This is a genomic window from Stenotrophomonas sp. WED208 (assembly GCF_040984485.1).
GTDB classification, from domain to species: domain Bacteria; phylum Pseudomonadota; class Gammaproteobacteria; order Xanthomonadales; family Xanthomonadaceae; genus Stenotrophomonas; species Stenotrophomonas riyadhensis.
The window spans coordinates 4,016,221-4,033,445 of the sequence record NZ_JAZARB010000001.1; the positions used below are offsets into that span (position 1 = coordinate 4,016,221).

Sequence of the window (17,225 nt, forward strand, 5' to 3'; positions counted from 1 at the left end):
CAGTTGCGGAGTGTCGGGGTTGCGTAGGGATCCATCGTCAACCGATGGCATTGGTCAGGTCGTACAGCGGCACCAGCACGGCCACGATCACCGCACCGACCACCGAGGCCAGCACCAGGGTGATCGCCGGCACCATCGCCGCCAGCAGGCGATCGATGCGCCGGGCGCTGTCCTGCTCGAACGTGTCGGCGGCCTTCAGCAGCATGGTATCGAGGGCACCGGATTCCTCGCCGACCTGGATCATCTGCAGGGCCAGGCGTGGGAAACGCTTGCCGCGTGACAGTGCCAGCGACAGGCCGGCACCGTTCTTCACTTCGTCCGCGGCGGCTTCCACATCGGCAGCCAGCGCGCGGTTGCCCAGCACGTTGCGGGCGATGCCCAAGGCACCCAGCAACGGCACGCCATTGCGCAGCAGGGTGCCCAGCGTGCGTGCCAGCCGCGCGGTTTCCAGTTCGCCGAGCAGGCGGCCAATGCCGCGCCGCTGCAGCAGCCAGCCATCCAGCGCCAGCCGGAATGCCGGTTGCCGCGCCTTGCGTTCGAAGAACAACGCCACCAGCGCCGGCACCACCAGCAGCAGCACCCACCAGTCGCGCACGAACAGGCCCAGCTGCAGCACTGCGTTGGTGAACCACGGCAGCGCCACGTCCAGGCTCTCGTACATCTGCGCGAACTGCGGCACCACATAGCCGAGCAGGAACAGCAGGGCGCCGCCCACCACCACCAGCAGGATGGCCGGATAGACCAGCGCGTTGATGACCTTGCCCTGCAGCGCACGGCTGCGCTCAAGGTAGTCGGCCAGGCGCTGCAGGGTTTCGTGCAGGCTGCCGCCGGCTTCACCGGCACGCACCATGTTCACGTACAGGCGGGAGAACAGGCCGTGCTGGCGTTCCAGCGCGGTCGACAGCGGCGCGCCACCGCGCACCACGTCGCGGATGTCGGTAATCGCGCGGCGCGAGCGTTCGTCTTCCGGCAACCCGAGCAGGATCGACAGCGCGCGATCCAGCGGCTGGCCGGCACCGAGCAGGGTCGCCAGCTGCTGGGTGAACTGCAGCAGCGCGGCGCCCTGCAGCGGGCGCTGGCGCAGCAGGTTGCGCCAAGTGCTGCCCCCGATCGCGCCACCATCGGCGAGCTGGGTCTCCATCGGCAGATGGCCCTGGTCCTGCAGGCGTGCGACCAGTTCGGCCTCGCTTGCGGCTTCCATCTGCCCGTCGAAGATCTCGCCGTGCGGATTGAGCGCCTTGTAACGGTAGGTCGGCATGTCAGCCCCGGGATCCTGCGCGCATCAGCTTTCCTCGGTCACGCGCAGCACTTCCTCGATGGTGGTCTGCCCGCTCAACGCCTTGGACAGGCCATCCTCGTACATGGTGCGCATGCCGGCTTCACGGGCGATGCGCTCGATCTCGCCCATGCCATCGCGGCGCATCACCGCACGCCGCAGCGCATCGTTCATCACCAGGAATTCCATGATGGTGGTGCGACCGAGGTAGCCGGTCGGCGCCAGCGCGGAAGGCTTCGGGCGATACAGGTGGATCGGTCCTTCCGGCTGCAGGCGGCGCAGCTCGAAGCGTTCGATCTCTTCCGGCGAGGCTTCATAGCGCTCGGCATGGGTCGGCTCCAGCCGGCGCACCAGGCGCTGGGCGAGGATGCCATTGATGGTGGACGTCAGCAGGTAGTCCTCCACGCCCATGTCGAGCAGGCGGGTGATGCCGCCGGCTGCGTTGTTGGTATGCAGGGTGGACAGCACCAGGTGGCCGGTCAGCGCCGACTGGATCGCGATGCGCGCGGTTTCCAGGTCGCGCATTTCGCCGATCATGATGATGTCCGGATCCTGGCGCACGATGCTGCGCAGCGCGTTGGCGAAATCCAGCCCGATCTGTGGCTTGGCCTGGATCTGGTTGATGCCCTCGATCTGGTATTCGACCGGGTCCTCGACCGTGATGATCTTGACGTCGGCGGTGTTCAGCTGGCTCAGTGCGGTATACAGCGTGGTGGTCTTGCCCGAACCGGTCGGGCCGGTCACCAGCAGGATGCCGTGCGGCTGCTCCAGCACCTTGCGGAACTGCGGCAGGAAGGCGTCGGTGAAACCGAGGCGGTGGAAGTCGAACACCACCGTTTCACGGTCCAGCAATCGCATCACCACGCTTTCGCCGTGCGCGGTCGGCACGGTGCTCACGCGCAGGTCCAGCTCCTTGCCCTGCACACGCAGCATGATGCGGCCGTCCTGCGGCAGGCGGCGCTCGGCGATGTTGAGCCGGGCCATGATCTTGATGCGGCTGATCACCGCCGCGGTCAGGTTGGCCGGTGGGCTTTCGCCTTCCACCAGCACGCCGTCGACGCGGTAACGCACCTTCAACCGGCTCTCGAACGGTTCGACATGGATATCCGAAGCGCGCAGCTCCACTGCACGCTGGATCACCAGGTTAACCAGGCGGATCACCGGTGCTTCCGAAGCAAGGTCGCGCAGGTGCTCGATGTCATCGACTGCACCGCCCTCGCCATCGGCGGTCTCGACGATCGCGCCCATCGCGCTGCGGCCCTGGCCGAACCAGCGCTCGACCAGGTCATCAATTTCCGCGCGCATGCCCAGCACCGGTGTCACCGGTACACCCAGTGCCAGCTGCACGGCCTGCTGCGGATACGCATCGTGGGCATCGGCCAGCCACAGCCGGACCCCCTGTTCATCCAGCGCCAGCGGGCAGACATGGAACTGCTTGAGGAAGCGCAGCGACAGCGGCAGGCCCTCGGCCAGGCCCTGCGGTGGTGCCTCCGGCAACTGCTTGCCTTCCAGCAGCGGCAGGCCCAGCACCTCGGCGCTGGCCTGCGCCTGGTCACGTTCGGAAACCAGTCCCAGCCGCACCAGCAGGCCGAGCAGGCTGCCGCCGGATTCGGCATGCAGCGGCCGCGCCCGTGCCAGATCGCCTTCCTTCAGTCGGCCGCGCGCCAGCAGCGCATCCAGGATGCGACCTTCGGCGTCGTCAGTGGCGGTGGCAGCAAGCGCGTTCACATGACTCTCCTGTCAATCGGCTCGACTTTAGCAGTTAAGCCATGATTTACGCCGCCTCTCCGCCACCTTTCGTAAAAAGACGAAGCCCGTCACATGCAGTGACGGGCTCCGGCCATTCAACTACGACAGCGCGTGCTTACTGCGTGGCAAGGATGCTCACGCCGTTGTAAGCCGCCTCGCCCACCACCTTGATGTAGTAGGTGCCGGCCGTCGGTGCCGTCACCCGCACCGTTTCCGAAGTACCCGGGCGGGTCGAACGCGCATCGTTGTCGGTGGCACTCGGCTCACGCCCCTTGGCCAGGTAGACCGAGACGTTGCCGGTCCCCCCGTAGGTGATCACGCTGAGCTGCTTGCCCGCGGCAGCCTCGAAGCTGTACAGGCGGCTACTGGCGGCAGCACCGTTCAAGCCACCCACCGCAGCCTTGTTGGTCAGCGGCGTGGCCACCGGTCCGCAGTTCTCAGTGCACGGTTCTTCCAGTGCCTTGGCCAGCGCGGCCTTGGCGTCGAGGATGCCGGTACCGATCGGGGTCGCGGCCGGAATGGCCACCGGGAACGGACGCGCCGTTTCCTTCAGCAGGGTGCGCATCGCGGCCGGGGTCAGCGGATCCTTGCCCTTGGCGATCAGCGCGCTCTGTACCAGTGCGGCAACGGCTGCCACATGCGGCGAGGCCATCGAGGTACCGCCCAGCCCCATGTAACCCGGCGTGCCCGATTCCGGTGTCGTCGCCGCGTTGGAGCCGGTCTGCCAGATGTAGCCGCCCGGGTTGCCGTCGACGCTGCCACCACCACCCGGACCGGACAGGTCCACGCGGGTACCGTAGTTGGAGTAGTAGGTGATGCCGCCGGTGATGCGGGTGGCACCCACGGTCACCACGCCTTCGCAGCTGGCCGGACGGTACTTGGACGCGTTGTCGGCTTCATTGCCCGCCGCGACCACCACGGTGGTGCCACGCGAGATCGCGCCATTGATGGCGTCCTGGTAGGCGCTGCCACAGGTGCCACTGCCGCCCAGGCTCATGTTGATGATCTCGGCCGGATTGGTGTTGGCCGGAATGCCCGCGACGGTACCGCCGGACGCCCACACCACGGCATCGGCGATGTCGGACAGGTAGCCACCGCACTTGCCGAGCACGCGGACCGGCAGCACCTTCGCCTTGTAGGCGACGCCGGCCATGCCGACACCGTTGTTGGTCTGCTCTGCCACCGTACCGGCGACGTGGGTGCCGTGCCAGGAGCTTTCCTCGGCCAGCGAGCCGTCATAGCACTCGTTGTCGTTCTCGACCCAGTCGCCGTAATCCTGCGCGCCCGGTACGCGGTCGTTGGTCGGGCGCCGCGAAGTCTCTGCGTCACTGATGAAGTCGTAGCCTTCCAGCAAGTTGCCGACCAGGTCCGGATGCTGCGGCAGGACACCGGTATCGATCACCGCTACCACGATGCCCTCGCCCTGCGAGACATCCCATGCAGCCGGTGCGTTGATGCCACCCACCGCATTGTGCAGGTGCCACTGGTTCTGCTGGTAGAAGGGGTCGTTCGGCACCAGCGCGGGCTGCACGTCGCCGGCACGCAGTTCGGTACGGCGCAGTTTCACGTCGGCTTCGGCGTACTGCACCGACGGGTCGGCCTGCAGCTCCTTCAGTACGCGCTGCAGTTCGGCCGGAGCCAGGCGCCCCTGCACACGGATGAGGTCGGCACCGGTCGCCAGCCTGCGGACCACCTGCGGGCCGAGCGTACTGGCACGGGACGTGCCACCGGAGAGGCTGGCACGGGTCAGTGCGGACTGCACGGTGGACAGTTTCGCCGAGCGGTCAGTGGCGGCGGCAGCACCGGCACGGTACTTGACGATGATGCGCTCGGTTCCCGGCTGGGCGGTGCTGGCCTGGCGCACCGGTTCGCGGGTCGGCAGTCCGGCGGCGTGGACGGCACCGACGGCCGTCATCGACAGCACGGCGGCAGCAAGCACATTGATGCGGAGGTTCTGCTTCTTGATCACGTCGAATTCCTCTTCTGGGTCATGGTTCGAACCAACACTGCGGCCATCATTCCTTGACGACTCCCGGCCGGCCCAGCCGGGATTGCCGTGACCTCCCCCCAGGCCCTCATTGCAGGTGCAGCGCCGGCGTGGGTGGCCGCCGGCGCAATGAAGTGACTTACCAGCCGAAGCCGGCACCGACGCCGACCGAGCTGTCGTCGCTGCTGAAGGCGCCGCCAAAAGTGACCGTGGCGCGATCGCTGATCGCACGCTGGTAACCCAGCGACAACGCTGACTCGCCGCCCTGGAAACCAATGCCGACGCCGACCCGGTTCTGGGTGCGGATACCCGCTGCACTGGTCGCCATATTGAGCATCGCGGCGCTCATCGCACCCTGACGGTCGATGCGGCGATCCATGTGGCGCAGGCGTCCGTCGATCTCGCCCTTGAACACATCGAAGCTGTCGGCGACGGCCTGGACGCGGCTGTCGGTGTAGCTGTTGGCCGTGGCCATGCCACGGTCGAGCTGGCCCTTGTTGACCGCATCGGTGGCCGTGGTACCGGCCGCCACGTTGGTGACCTGGCGTTCGTTGCCTTCGCTGCCCACCGAGACCGTGTTGGCACGATCGGCGACCGAGCCCTGGCCCAGCGCCACGGCGTTCGCAGCGGTGGCATTGGCACCCTGGCCGATGGCAGTGGACGAGGCGCCGCTGGCGACAGCGCCCTCGCCCATGGCGACGGCATTGAAGCCGTTTGCCGGCGTGCCCACCGGAATGCCGGCACCCGCTGCGGCGGCGGTCGGCGTGCCCTGCACGCGCGCGGTGCTGGCCGGTGCCGCGTCGGCCGTTGCCGGAGCATCGGCCACGCTGGCCAGCGGGCTGTCATCCAGCGCGGCACTCATTGCACGCAGGCTGGCAGCACCTGCACGCGTGCCACCCGCAGTACGGCGGTCAATCTCGCTGACCTTGCGGTCCAGCGCGCCCAGCGCATCGCCGACGTTGCTGTAGGTGGCCCCCTGGATCACATAGTTCGGTGCCACGAATACACCCTGCATGCCGACGCTGGCACCGCCGCCGAGGAAGCTGGCGGCATCGCTGAGCGACTGGAACAGCTGCCCACCATTGATCGCCTGGCGGCTGCCAGCCGCAATGCTGCCGGCACCGACGTTGTCGATGGTGGTGCCCTGGAAGCCGGACAGGGTCAGGCGATCACGGCTGGCGTCGTCATAGCCGACCGCACTGGCCGCCGTGGTTTCAACGGTGGCGATACGCGAATCAAAATCGCCCACGCGGGTTTCCACCGCGCCCACCCGCTGGTTGGTGACGTTGAGCTGCGAACCGGTGATGGCGTCGCTGCTGCCGGCGGCGATGCGGCCATCGGCCACATTGACGATGCGGCGCGTGGCCGGACCCTCGGTGCCGTTGCCACCGCCGACCGACACCACGTTGGCATCGAGCGCACGCGAACCTGCGCCCAGTGCCACCGAGTTGGCACCGGATGCGCCGGCGCTGGTACCCAGCGCAAGTGCACCATTGCCGATCGCCATCGCATTGGCACCCAGTGCATTGCTGCGTGCGCCGCTGGCGCTGGCCGCCGAACCGATCGCGGCGGCATCACTGCCGCTGGCGCTGGCGATACCTGCGCCGGTGGCCTTGACGTAACGCGCCGTGCCATCAGCGGTTGCGGCGACCGCATCAAGCTGGCCGCGATTGACCGCATCGGTGCGCTCAGTACCGGCAGCGACGCGGGTGATCTGACGATCACTGGTGCTGCTGCCCACCGACACGGTGTTGGCACGGTCGGCCACCGAGCCTGCGCCCAGTGCGATGCTGCCGGCCGCCGACGCGTTGGCACTGACACCTACCGCGGTGGCATTGGCGCCGGTGGCCTTGCTGCCATAGCCGACCGCAGTACCGAGGCGGCCACTGGCTTCGGCATAGCTGCCCAGCGCCGAAGCGCCATCGGCCGAAGCATTGGCACGGAAACCACTGGCCTGCGACTGGGTGCCGCTGGCCGTGGCCTGCGCGCCGCTGGCGGTGCTGTAGGCGCCCTTGGCCTGGGCACCGGCACCGGTAGCGCTGGCGCCGAGTTCGCTGGCGCTGGCACCGCTGCCCACGGCCACGCTGTCGACACCAGCAGCCTGCGCCGCGTTGCCCAGTGCGGCCGCATTGTTGCCGGTGGCGAGCGCATCGAAGCCCACGGCCGTGGCATTGGCGGCCATGGCGTTGGCACCGCTGCCCAGCGCAGTGGCGCCGTTGCCGAGCGCATTGGCCGCGTTGCCGGCGGCCAGTGCGTTGTCACCGTCCACCAGAGCACCGGCCTCGCCATCGGCATTGCCGCTGGCCTGGAACTGCCGGCTGGTCTTGTTGGCAACGCTGGCGACTGCATCCAGCTGGCCCTTGTTCACCGCATCGGTGGCTTCGGTACCGGCTGCGACATGGGTGACCTGGCGCTCACCGCCCGCCTTGCCGACAGCCACCGTGTTGTCACGGTCGGCCTTGGAGCCGGCGCCGAGCGCGACGCTGTTGCTGCCGTTGGCGGTGGCATTGGCACCCAGTGCGGTGGCACTGCTGCCCGCCGCCCACGAATTCCAGCCGATCGCCGTGGCGTAGTCTTCGGTGGCCCACGCGCCCGCACCGAATGCCGCAGCACCGGTGCCACTGGCACGCGACGGGATCAGGCCGAAGAAGGTGCTGCCACCGATGGCGACGCTCTCCTCGCCACTGGCTTCGCTGGACTGGCCGACCGCCACCGCGCCGGTACCGGCCGCAGCGGCACCGAAGCCTACTGCAGTGGTGTTGGCACCACTGGCTGCCGAGCCGTAGCCCAACGCGGTGCCGAGGCGACCGCTGGCTTCGGCGTAGCCGCCGACAGCGGTGGTGCCATCGGCGGACGCGGCACTGCGGAAGCCGCTGGCCAGTGCCTGGGTGCCGCTGGCATTGGATTCGGTACCCGTGGCCGTGCTGTAGGCACCGCTGGCCTGCGCGCGCGCGCCGACCGCGCTTGCGCCCAGTTCACTGGCGCTGGCGCCGGTGCCGAGCGCCAGGCTGTCTTCGCCGGTGGCCTGTGCCGTGCTGCCCAGGGCAGCCGCGTTGCTGCCGGTGGCCAGCGCATCGATGCCCACGGCGGTGGCGTTGGCGGCCAGCGCATTGGCACCGCTGCCGAGCGCGGTGGCACCGTTGCCGATCGCGTTGGCCGCGTCACCGGCCGCCAGCGCGTTGTCGCCCTCCACCAGCGCCCCGGTTTCACCATCCGCATTGCCACTGGCCTGGAACTGCCTGCTGGTCTTTTGCGCTGCCGCGGCTACGGCATCGAGCTGATTCTTGTTGACCGCATCATTGCCCTGCGTACCATCGGCCACGTTGGTGATCTGACGGGTATTGCCACCGCCGCCCACCGACACGGTGTTGTCGCGATCCGCGATCGAATCGGCACCCAGCGCCACGCTGTTGGCACCGCGCGATTCGGCGGCGTTGCCCAACGCCGTGCTGTTGATGCCACCCGACCAGGCCCCACCACCCACCGCGGTGGAGTAGTTGCCCGAGGCCTCGGTGGCCAGCAGACCGAACAACGAGCCACCGACGGCGACGCTGTTGGTGCCGGTGGCCAGGCTGCCCTGGCCGGTGGCGGTGCTGTAGGCACCGGAGGCTTCCGAATCGCCACCCACTGCCACGCTGTTGGAACCGGAGGCATTGGCGAAGTTGCCGAACGCGGTGGCATTGAACGCCGAGGCCTGCGCGTAGCCGCCGATGGCGGTGCTGTAACCGCCGGTCGCTTCGGCGCCGATGCCGAACGCTGCCGACGCGGTGCCACTGGCCACGCTCTCGCTGCCGACCGCAGTGGCGCCGCTGCCACTGGCGTTGCTGAAGTAACCCACCGCCACGGCCTCCTCGCCGGAGGCTTCGGACAGCACGCCGGTAGCGGTGCTGCCTGCGCCGCTCGCGATGCTGGCCGCACCGAACGCCGCACTCTGCTCGCCACTGGCCTCGCTTTCCGCACCCTGCGCGGTCGCATATTCACCGGTCGCCTGTGCGTTGGCACCGACCGCGCTGGCGTTGGCGCCGCTGGCCAGGGCGTTGAAGCCCAGTGCCTGCGCGTTGTTGGCCAGCGCGTTGGCACCGCTGCCGAGTGCGGTGGCCCCGTTGCCGATGGCGTTGGCTGCATCACCGGCGGCCAGCGCGTTATCACCGTCCACCAGTGCACCGGCCACATCACCGCCGTTGCCGCTGGCCTGGAAGAAGCGGCTGGTGGTGGCTGCTGCGCCTGCCACGGCATCCAGCTGCGCCTTGTTCACCGCATCGGTAGCCTGGGTACCGGCAGCGACATTGGTCACCTGGCGTTCGTTGCCAGTGCTGCCCACCGATACCGTGCGCGCACGGTTGGCAACCGAGCCGGCGCCCAGCGCAACCGCATTGCTGGCGCTGGCATTGCTGCCGGCACCCAGCGCGATCGCGCTCTCGCCACCGGCCACCGTGTTGGTGCCGATGGCGATGCTGTTGATGCTGTTGCCCAGCGCCTGGAAGCCCAGCGCCACGCTGTTGTCGCCATAGCCGAAGGCACCACGGCCGACCGCTGTGGAGCTGGCGCCGTTGGCCCAGCTGTTGTAACCGATGGATGTTGCGCCGCTGCCACTGGCCCAGGCCGCGTTGCCGAATGCCGAGGCATTGGTGGCCGTCGCCCATGCGCCGGAACCGAACGCACTCGCGCCGCTGGCGGTGGCCCAGCTGTAGCCGCCGACGGCGGTGCTGTCGTCACTGCTGGCGAAGGCACTGTCGCCGACCGCGACCGCGTAGCTGCCGGTGGCGCGCGACTTGCCGCCTGCGGCGAAGCTGTTGTCTCCGCTGGCCTTGGCCGCGTTGCCGAAGGCGCTGCTGGCAGCCCCGGTGGCCTGCGCACCGCTGCCGACGGCGGTGGCATCGGCCACGGCGGTGGTGCCGACCTGCTGCGCCGTGCCGTCGGCGCCGATGATGGGTTGGTTGAATTCGTCATAAGCCTGGCCGAGACCACCGATGGCGACACCGCCATTGCCGGTGGCCGTGCTGTTGCGGCCCACGGCCACGCTGTCATCGCCGATGGCCGACGCGGCAGCACCATGCGCGATGGCGCCGGCGCCGATCGCATTGCTCGACGAACCCACAGCGATGGAGCCTTCGCCATCAGCCAGTGCGCCAGCATCGCTGCCCGCCTCCGGCTGCGCCTGGAAGAAACGCGCGGTGGTGTCGGCAGTGCTGGCCACGGCGTCGAGCTGGGCCTTGTTCACCGCATCGGTGGCTTCGCTGCCCGCAGCGACGCTGGTGATCTGCCGTTCGTTGCCGGCACTGCCCACCGCCACGCTGTTGGCACGCACCGCTTCGGAGTTGGCCCCGAGCGCGACACTGTTTGCGCCGCGCGCAGTGGCGTAGTAGCCCACGGCAGTGCTCTGCGCACCGCTGGCCCAGGTCTGCGCGCCCAGGGCACTGGCGTTCTCGCCCGGTGCATAGGCGAAGTAGCCAACGGCCGTGGCTTCAGTGCCGGAGGCTTCGCTCAGGCTGCCGTTGGCCACGGCACGGTCGCCACTGGCGATGGCACCGGCACCGACGGCGGTCGCGGCTTCGCCACTGGCCTGGGTCTGCACGAAGAAGCCCAGGCCGGGGATCAGGTCAGCCGGGCCACCGATGGCAACGCTGCTGGTACCCGTCGCGTTGCTCTGCGTACCCAGCGCGGTGGAGTAGTCACCGATGGCATTGGCCACCGCACCGAACGCGGACGCCTGTGCGCCGGCGGCATAGGCGCCAACGCCGTAGGACGACGCCGCAAAACCACTGGCTTCGGCACTGGCGCCGACCGCAGTGCCGCCGACGCCTGCGCTGGTGGCGCCGGTTTCTACCGGCACGCCACCACTGGTGATCAGCGGGTTGCCATCGGCGTCCACCGCAGCGCCACCCACGGCAACGCTGCCCGGGCCATTGGCCTGCGCGTTGTTGCCGAACGCGGCACTGTTCTGGCCCGAGGCCAGTGCGTTGTTGCCAACGGCAGTGGCGTTCTGCGCGACGGCGGTGGCGCCGCCACCGACTGCCGTGGTGCCGTTGCCGATGGCATTGGCGGCCTCGCCGGCCGCCAGCGCCTCGTCGCCCTCGGCCAGTGCACCGGCATCGCTGTTGCTGCTGCCGTTGGCCTGGAAACGCTTGGCGGTGGCATCGGCCACGGCGGCGACGCCCTTCAGCTGACCGACATTGACTGCATCGTTGTCTTCAGTGCCGGCGGCCACGCTGGTGATCTGCCGGGTCAGGCCGTATCCGGCGGCGCCGACGGACACGGTATCGACGCGGTCGGCCAGCGAGCCCGCGCCGAGCGCCACGCTGCCGGTGGCAACCGCGGCGGAGTTGGAACCCAGCGCGGTGCTGTATTCACCGACAGCCGTGCTGAACGCACCAACTGCGATCGATGCTTCGTTGGCGGCGGTGGCGCCACGACCGAGCGCGGTGCTGCCCGGGCCCATCGCCACGGCACCGCCGCCAACAGCGGTGGCGCCATCGGCGGTGGCTTCGGACAAGGCACCCAGCGCGGTGGCCGCGCCGTTTTCGCTGGCGGCGGTAGCGCTTGCACCGACGGCAGTGTCGCCGAGACCAAAGGCCGCAGCGCTCTGCCCGACCACCACGCTGGCATCGCCGATCGCCAAAGCACCCTGGCCGAACGCGCTGGCGCCGATGCCAGCGGCAATGGCCTGGGTGCCGATGGCGGTGGTGGCGTTGGCCAGCGACTGCGCACCCGCACCGGCCGCAACTGCGCCCTGCCCGTCGATCTTCGCCGCGTCGCTGTCATCGCCTGCGCCATCGGCCTTGAAATAGCGGTTGCCATCTGCGGCAACGTCGGCCAGCGCAGCCTGGGTGGCGCGCGCCTGCGCGTCCAGCTGCGCCTTGTTCACCGCATCGGTCGCCTGGGTGCCCGCCGCAACGTTGGCGATCTGCCGTTCCTTGCCGGCATCGCCGACGGACACGGTGTTGGCCCGCGTGGCCTTGGAGCCAGCGCCCAGCGCAACGCTGTTGGCGGCACTGGCATTGCTGTTGCTGCCGATCGCCACCGCGTTGCTGCCCTTGGCCGTGGCCGAGCCTTCGATCAGGCACTTTTCGAGCAGCTTGCCGCTGAATGCAACGCAGGTGGCGCTGCCGCCGATCTGCACCGACTGTGCTGCGGCGCTGCCGCTCATGCCCAACCCCATTGCCAGGCCCAGTGCCACTGCCAGCAGTGCGGGCGTGGCCTGTGTCGCATCGCGGCGCTGGTCGACGACCCCGCCACTGCTGCTGTCGGAGGAGGCCAGTTCCGAGGCCACCACCAACTGACCCAATGCTTTGTTCCAGACCTTGCGATAAATCCGATTCATCGGTACGGCTCCTGATTGGACTGGTTTTGGGCAAAGCAACGCCACCGCTGGGCTTTCCGGCCCAACGTCCCCTGGGGGCGTTTATTCGCGTGATTTACTGCGGGGTATTGCCGAACGGCGCGCAGAGACAGAAAACCGAGCGCGTGCGCCAACCGGTTACTGCGAAATGAATGATTCTGAAACGGGGTTCAAGTGTTAACGGCAACTTTCCAAATCGTCAAGACTTTGACGCGGCAAATCCTATTGCCGTGAAGCAGTTCACTATTTCACCTGTTTATAAAAGGATTTTGTTAGGTATGCGTGACGACCTTCTGTCGCCTGAAAATCCATGTAACTAGCGGGCAGGACAGGAATTTCACGCGCACAAAGAAAAACCCGCCGGTCAACGGCGGGTTTTTCCATACGCGATGGCATTGATGCCTGCGCGATGCGGTGCGATCAGCCGCACCATACCCGCGCGTTGCGGAACATGCGCATCCACGGCGAATCACCCTGCCACTCGGCCGGGGCCCAGCTCAGGTTGAGCGCGCGCGGGGTGCGTTCCGGGTGCGGCATCATGATGGTGACGCGGCCGTCGCTGCTGGTCAGGCCGGTGATGCCGTCCGGCGAACCGTTCGGATTCAGCGGGTACTGGCTGGCAACGTTGCCGTGGCCATCGATGTAGCGCAGCGAGACACGGGCGGCAGCCTGGTCGACGGCGTTGTCGAACACGGCCTGGCCTTCGCCGTGCGCCACCGCTACCTGCAGGCGCGAGCCGGCCATGCCACGCAGCAGGATCGACGGCGATTCCACCACTTCCAGCAGCGCGGTGCGGGCTTCGAACTGCTCGCTGGCGTTGCGACGGAACTGCGGCCAGTGCTCGGCACCCGGGATGATGTTTTTCAGCTGGCTCATCATCTGGCAGCCGTTGCACACGCCCAGCGCAAAGCTGTCTTCGCGTGCGAAGAACGCGGCGAAGGCATCACGCAGTGCGCTGCGCTCCAGGATCGAGGTGGCCCAGCCACGGCCGGCACCCAGCACGTCGCCATAGCTGAAGCCACCACAGGCGACCAGGCCAGTGAACTCCTGCAGGGCCACGCGGCCTTCGATCAGGTCGCTCATATGCACGTCGAAGGCGCGGAAGCCGGCACGTTCGAAGGCGTTGGCCATTTCGATCTGGCCGTTGACGCCCTGCTCGCGCAGCACCGCCACGCGCGGGCGTGCACCGGTGCTGATGAACGGTGCGGCCACGTCTTCGTTGAGGTCGAAGCTGAGCTTCGGCTTCAGGCCCGGCGCATTGAAGGCACGGGCGACCTCGCGCTCGGCATCCGCGTTGGCCGGGTTGTCGCGGCGCTTCTGCATCGCGTGGGTGACCGACCACCAGGCGTCGAACAGCGCGTCCCAGCGCCACTCGGCCAGGTTCTCGCCACCCAGCGACACGCGCACCACCGGTGCGGTGGTCGGCTTGGCGATGCGCTGCGCGCATTCGGTCAGTGCATGGCGCTCGACCAGGTCGGCGAAGGCCGCACGGTCTTCGCGTGCGATCTGCACCACCGCGCCCAGTTCTTCGTTGAACAGGCTGCGGAACGGATCATCGCCCCAGGCATCGAGGGTGATATCCAGGCCCAGGCGCGAGGTGAAGGCCATTTCGCACAGCGCAGCGAAGGCGCCGCCGTCGCTGCGGTCGTGATAGGCCAGCAGCAGGCCGGACTGGCGCGCATCGCGGATCAGCTCGAAGAAACCACGCAGGCGCTGCGGGTCGTCCAGGTCCGGCGCGGCACCGGCGAAGGCCGGCAGGTCGGCGTGGTCGGCATGCACCTGGGCCAGGATCGAACCGCCCAGGCGCTGCTTGCCGGCGCCGAGGCCGATCAGCCACAGCTCGCTGTCCACGTCGCGGTCGAGCAGCGGCGTCAGCTGCTGGCGCACGTCGGCCACCGGCGCGAACGCCGAGATCACCAGCGACACCGGCGACACGCTCTTGTGCGCCTCGCCCTGGTCGTGCCACTGCGCCTGCATCGACAGCGAGTCCTTGCCCACCGGGATGCTGATGTCCAGCTGCGGGCACAGTTCCATGCCCACTGCCTTCACCGCGTCGTACAGCAGCGCGTCTTCACCGGGGTGGCCGGCCGCGGCCATCCAGTTCGCCGACAGCTTGATTTCATCCAACGCATCGACCGGGGCCGCGCACAGGTTGGTCAGCGCTTCGCCCACCGCCATGCGTGCCGACGCAGCGGCGTCGAGCAGGGCCAGCGGGGTGCGCTCGCCGATCGACATCGCTTCGCCGGACACGCCGTCGAAGTCGGCCAGGGTGATCGCCACGTCGGCCACCGGCAGCTGCCACGGGCCGACCATCTGTTCGCGCGCGGTCAGGCCGCCGACGCTGCGGTCACCGATGGTCACCAGGAAGTTCTTCGAGGCGACGGTCGGGTGCGCGAGCACGCGCAGGCCCGCTTCCTGCAGGTCCAGGCCACCGGTCTTCAGCGCCGGCCAGCGCGGGGCCGGCGGGTGCGCGGTGTCGCGGTGCATCTTCGGCGGCTTGCCGAACAGCACGTCCATCGGCAGATCGATCGGCGCATCGGCCGGGGTGTGGCCCGGCACGGCACCGTAGGCCACCACCAGGTGTTCCTCGGCAGTCGCCACGCCAACCGCGGCGAACGGGCAGCGCTCGCGGGCACACAGTGCGGCGAACTCAGCCAGGCGCTCCTGCGCCACGCCCAACACATAACGCTCCTGCGACTCGTTGCACCACAGCTGCATCGGCGACAGCGACGGATCATCGGTGGGCACCTTGCCCAGATCGATGACACCGCCGACCTTGGAGTCGTGCAGCAGTTCCGGGATGGCATTGGACAGGCCACCAGCACCGACGTCGTGGAAGAATTTGATCGGGTTGTTGGCGCCCATCGCCACGCAGCGGTCGATGACCTCCTGGCAGCGACGTTCCATTTCCGGGTTGTCGCGCTGCACGCTGGCGAAGTCCAGGTCCTCGGCGCTCTCGCCGGAGGCCACCGAACTGGCGGCACCGCCGCCCAGGCCGATCAGCATTGCCGGGCCACCCAGCACGATCACCGCGTCACCGGCCTGCAGCTGGATCTTGTCGACCTGCACGCGATCGATCGCGCCGAGGCCACCGGCCAGCATGATCGGCTTGTCGTACGCGCGCACCAGATCGGCACCTTCCGGCAGCTCGAAGCTGCGGAAGTAGCCGAGCAGGTTCGGGCGGCCGAACTCGTTGTTGAACGCTGCGCCGCCAAGCGGGCCGTCGGTCATGATTTCCAGCGCCGGTGCCATGCGCGGGTTCAGCGCGCGCGGCGCTTCCCACGGCTGCGGCAGTTCCGGAATGCGCAGGTGCGAGACCGAGAACCCGGACAGGCCCGCCTTCGGCTTGCCGCCGCGGCCGGTCGCGCCTTCGTCGCGGATCTCGCCACCGTTGCCGGTCGATGCACCCGGGAACGGTGCGATCGCGGTCGGGTGGTTGTGCGTTTCCACCTTGATCTGGAACGCGCTCGGCACCTGCGGCTCACGGCGGTATTCGCCGCTGGCCGGATCCGGGCGGTAACGCGACGCCGGATGGCCTTCGATCACCGCGGCATTGTCGCTGTACGCGCTGAGCGTGTGCTGCGGGGTCTGCTGGTGGGTGTTCTTGATCATCCGGAACAGCGAACGGTCCTGTTCCTGGCCGTCGATGGTCCAGCTGGCGTTGAAGATCTTGTGGCGGCAGTGCTCGGAATTGGCCTGCGCGAACATCATCAGCTCGACGTCGGACGGCGCGCGGCCGAGCGCGGTAAAGCGTTCGCGCAGGTAGTCGATCTCGTCCTGGGCCATGGCCAGGCCGAGGCGCTGGTTGGCGGCCTCCAGCTGGTCCACCGGCACGCGTTCCAGTTCACCCCGGGCCGGCGCCGAGAACAGCGCCTGGCCCTGTTCCACGGTCTCCAGCACCGACTGCGTCATCGGGTCGTGCAGCGCCTTGACCAGCGCCTGCTGGGCGGCGGCATCGGCCGGCCAGCCCTGCACGTCGATGCGCAGGCCACGTTCGACCCGGCTGACCGGCTGGCCGGCACCACGGACCAGTTCGGTGGCCTTGCTCGACCACGGCGACAGCGTGCCCAGGCGCGGCACCACGATGCGGCTGACCGCGCCGTCGGCCACGGCCTCGGCCTGCGGCGCAGCTTCGAGGATGCGGCACAAGGTGGTCAGGTCGGGGGCGGCACTGCCTTCGGGCTGCACGAAGTAGACGTGCCAGGCACCGCTGATGCGCAGGGAGGGAGCGATGGACTGCAGGCGGGATTCAAGACGTTCGCGGCGGAACGGCGACAGGGCGGGCGCGCCCTCGAGGACCATCATGTCCGGGGAACCGTAGTTGGGAAACGGGCCCGACATTGTACCGGAAGCGGGGGGTGGGCTTTGGCCGGGCGGCGCCCGGCACCCGCCGAGGCCGAGGCAACGGCAACGGCAACAGCAACTGCCAAAGCAAAAGCGGGGTTCCCGTGGGATGGCGGGGTGGGTCCGGTTGCGGGGGACGCCGTAAATACGTCCTTGTAGGCTCGGTCGCGCCATCCATGGCGCTCACGCCCCCGCAACCGGACCCACCCCGCCTTCGACAGATTTCCGCGATCTGCAGTAGATCCACGCCATGCGTGGATGCTCCCCGGTAGTGCCGGCCACTGGCCGGCAACCAGGATATTTCAGAAATCAGGCATTGAAGAGCGCAGCGACCGGCTTTTGCTTTTGATTTTTTGTTCTGCCTTTCGTGGCTGACCGCGCAGGAACCTGTCAGGGGCCGGGTGGGTGGGCTGCGCAGGGGCGTGAGCCGCATGGGCCCGAGGCATGCCTCGGGCGGGTTGGGCAGGACGCCCAACCCTGGCCTTGCCGCGCGTGCAGGACTGCGCGCAAGAGCAAGCGGCGATCGAGCT

At 68.6% G+C, this 17,225-nt stretch carries 5 protein-coding genes; all 5 read right to left on the reverse strand.

Annotated elements, in window-relative coordinates; genetic code table 11:
- Window positions 1-37 precede the first annotated feature (37 nt).
- Window positions 38-1,258, reverse strand: coding sequence for a type II secretion system F family protein (locus VPH47_RS18380; protein WP_153856263.1), 1,221 nt, complete (start codon window positions 1,256-1,258; stop codon window positions 38-40).
- Between the two features lie 24 nt (window positions 1,259-1,282).
- On the reverse strand, window positions 1,283-3,004 hold the full coding sequence (gene gspE, locus VPH47_RS18385; protein WP_180847391.1) for a type II secretion system ATPase GspE: 1,722 nt from the start codon (window positions 3,002-3,004) through the stop codon (window positions 1,283-1,285).
- Window positions 3,005-3,140: 136 nt separating this feature from the next.
- Window positions 3,141-4,994: a S8 family peptidase gene (locus tag VPH47_RS18390; protein ID WP_180847390.1), complete on the reverse strand. Its 1,854-nt coding sequence runs from the start codon at window positions 4,992-4,994 to the stop codon at window positions 3,141-3,143.
- A gap of 157 nt (window positions 4,995-5,151) precedes the next feature.
- Window positions 5,152-12,333, reverse strand: a complete 7,182-nt coding sequence (locus VPH47_RS18395) for an ESPR-type extended signal peptide-containing protein (RefSeq protein WP_368851429.1) — start codon at window positions 12,331-12,333, stop codon at window positions 5,152-5,154.
- 438 nt (window positions 12,334-12,771) lie between these two features.
- Window positions 12,772-16,656: a phosphoribosylformylglycinamidine synthase gene (gene purL, locus VPH47_RS18400; RefSeq protein ID WP_368851430.1), complete on the reverse strand. Its 3,885-nt coding sequence runs from the start codon at window positions 16,654-16,656 to the stop codon at window positions 12,772-12,774.
- Window positions 16,657-17,225: the final 569 nt, after the last annotated feature.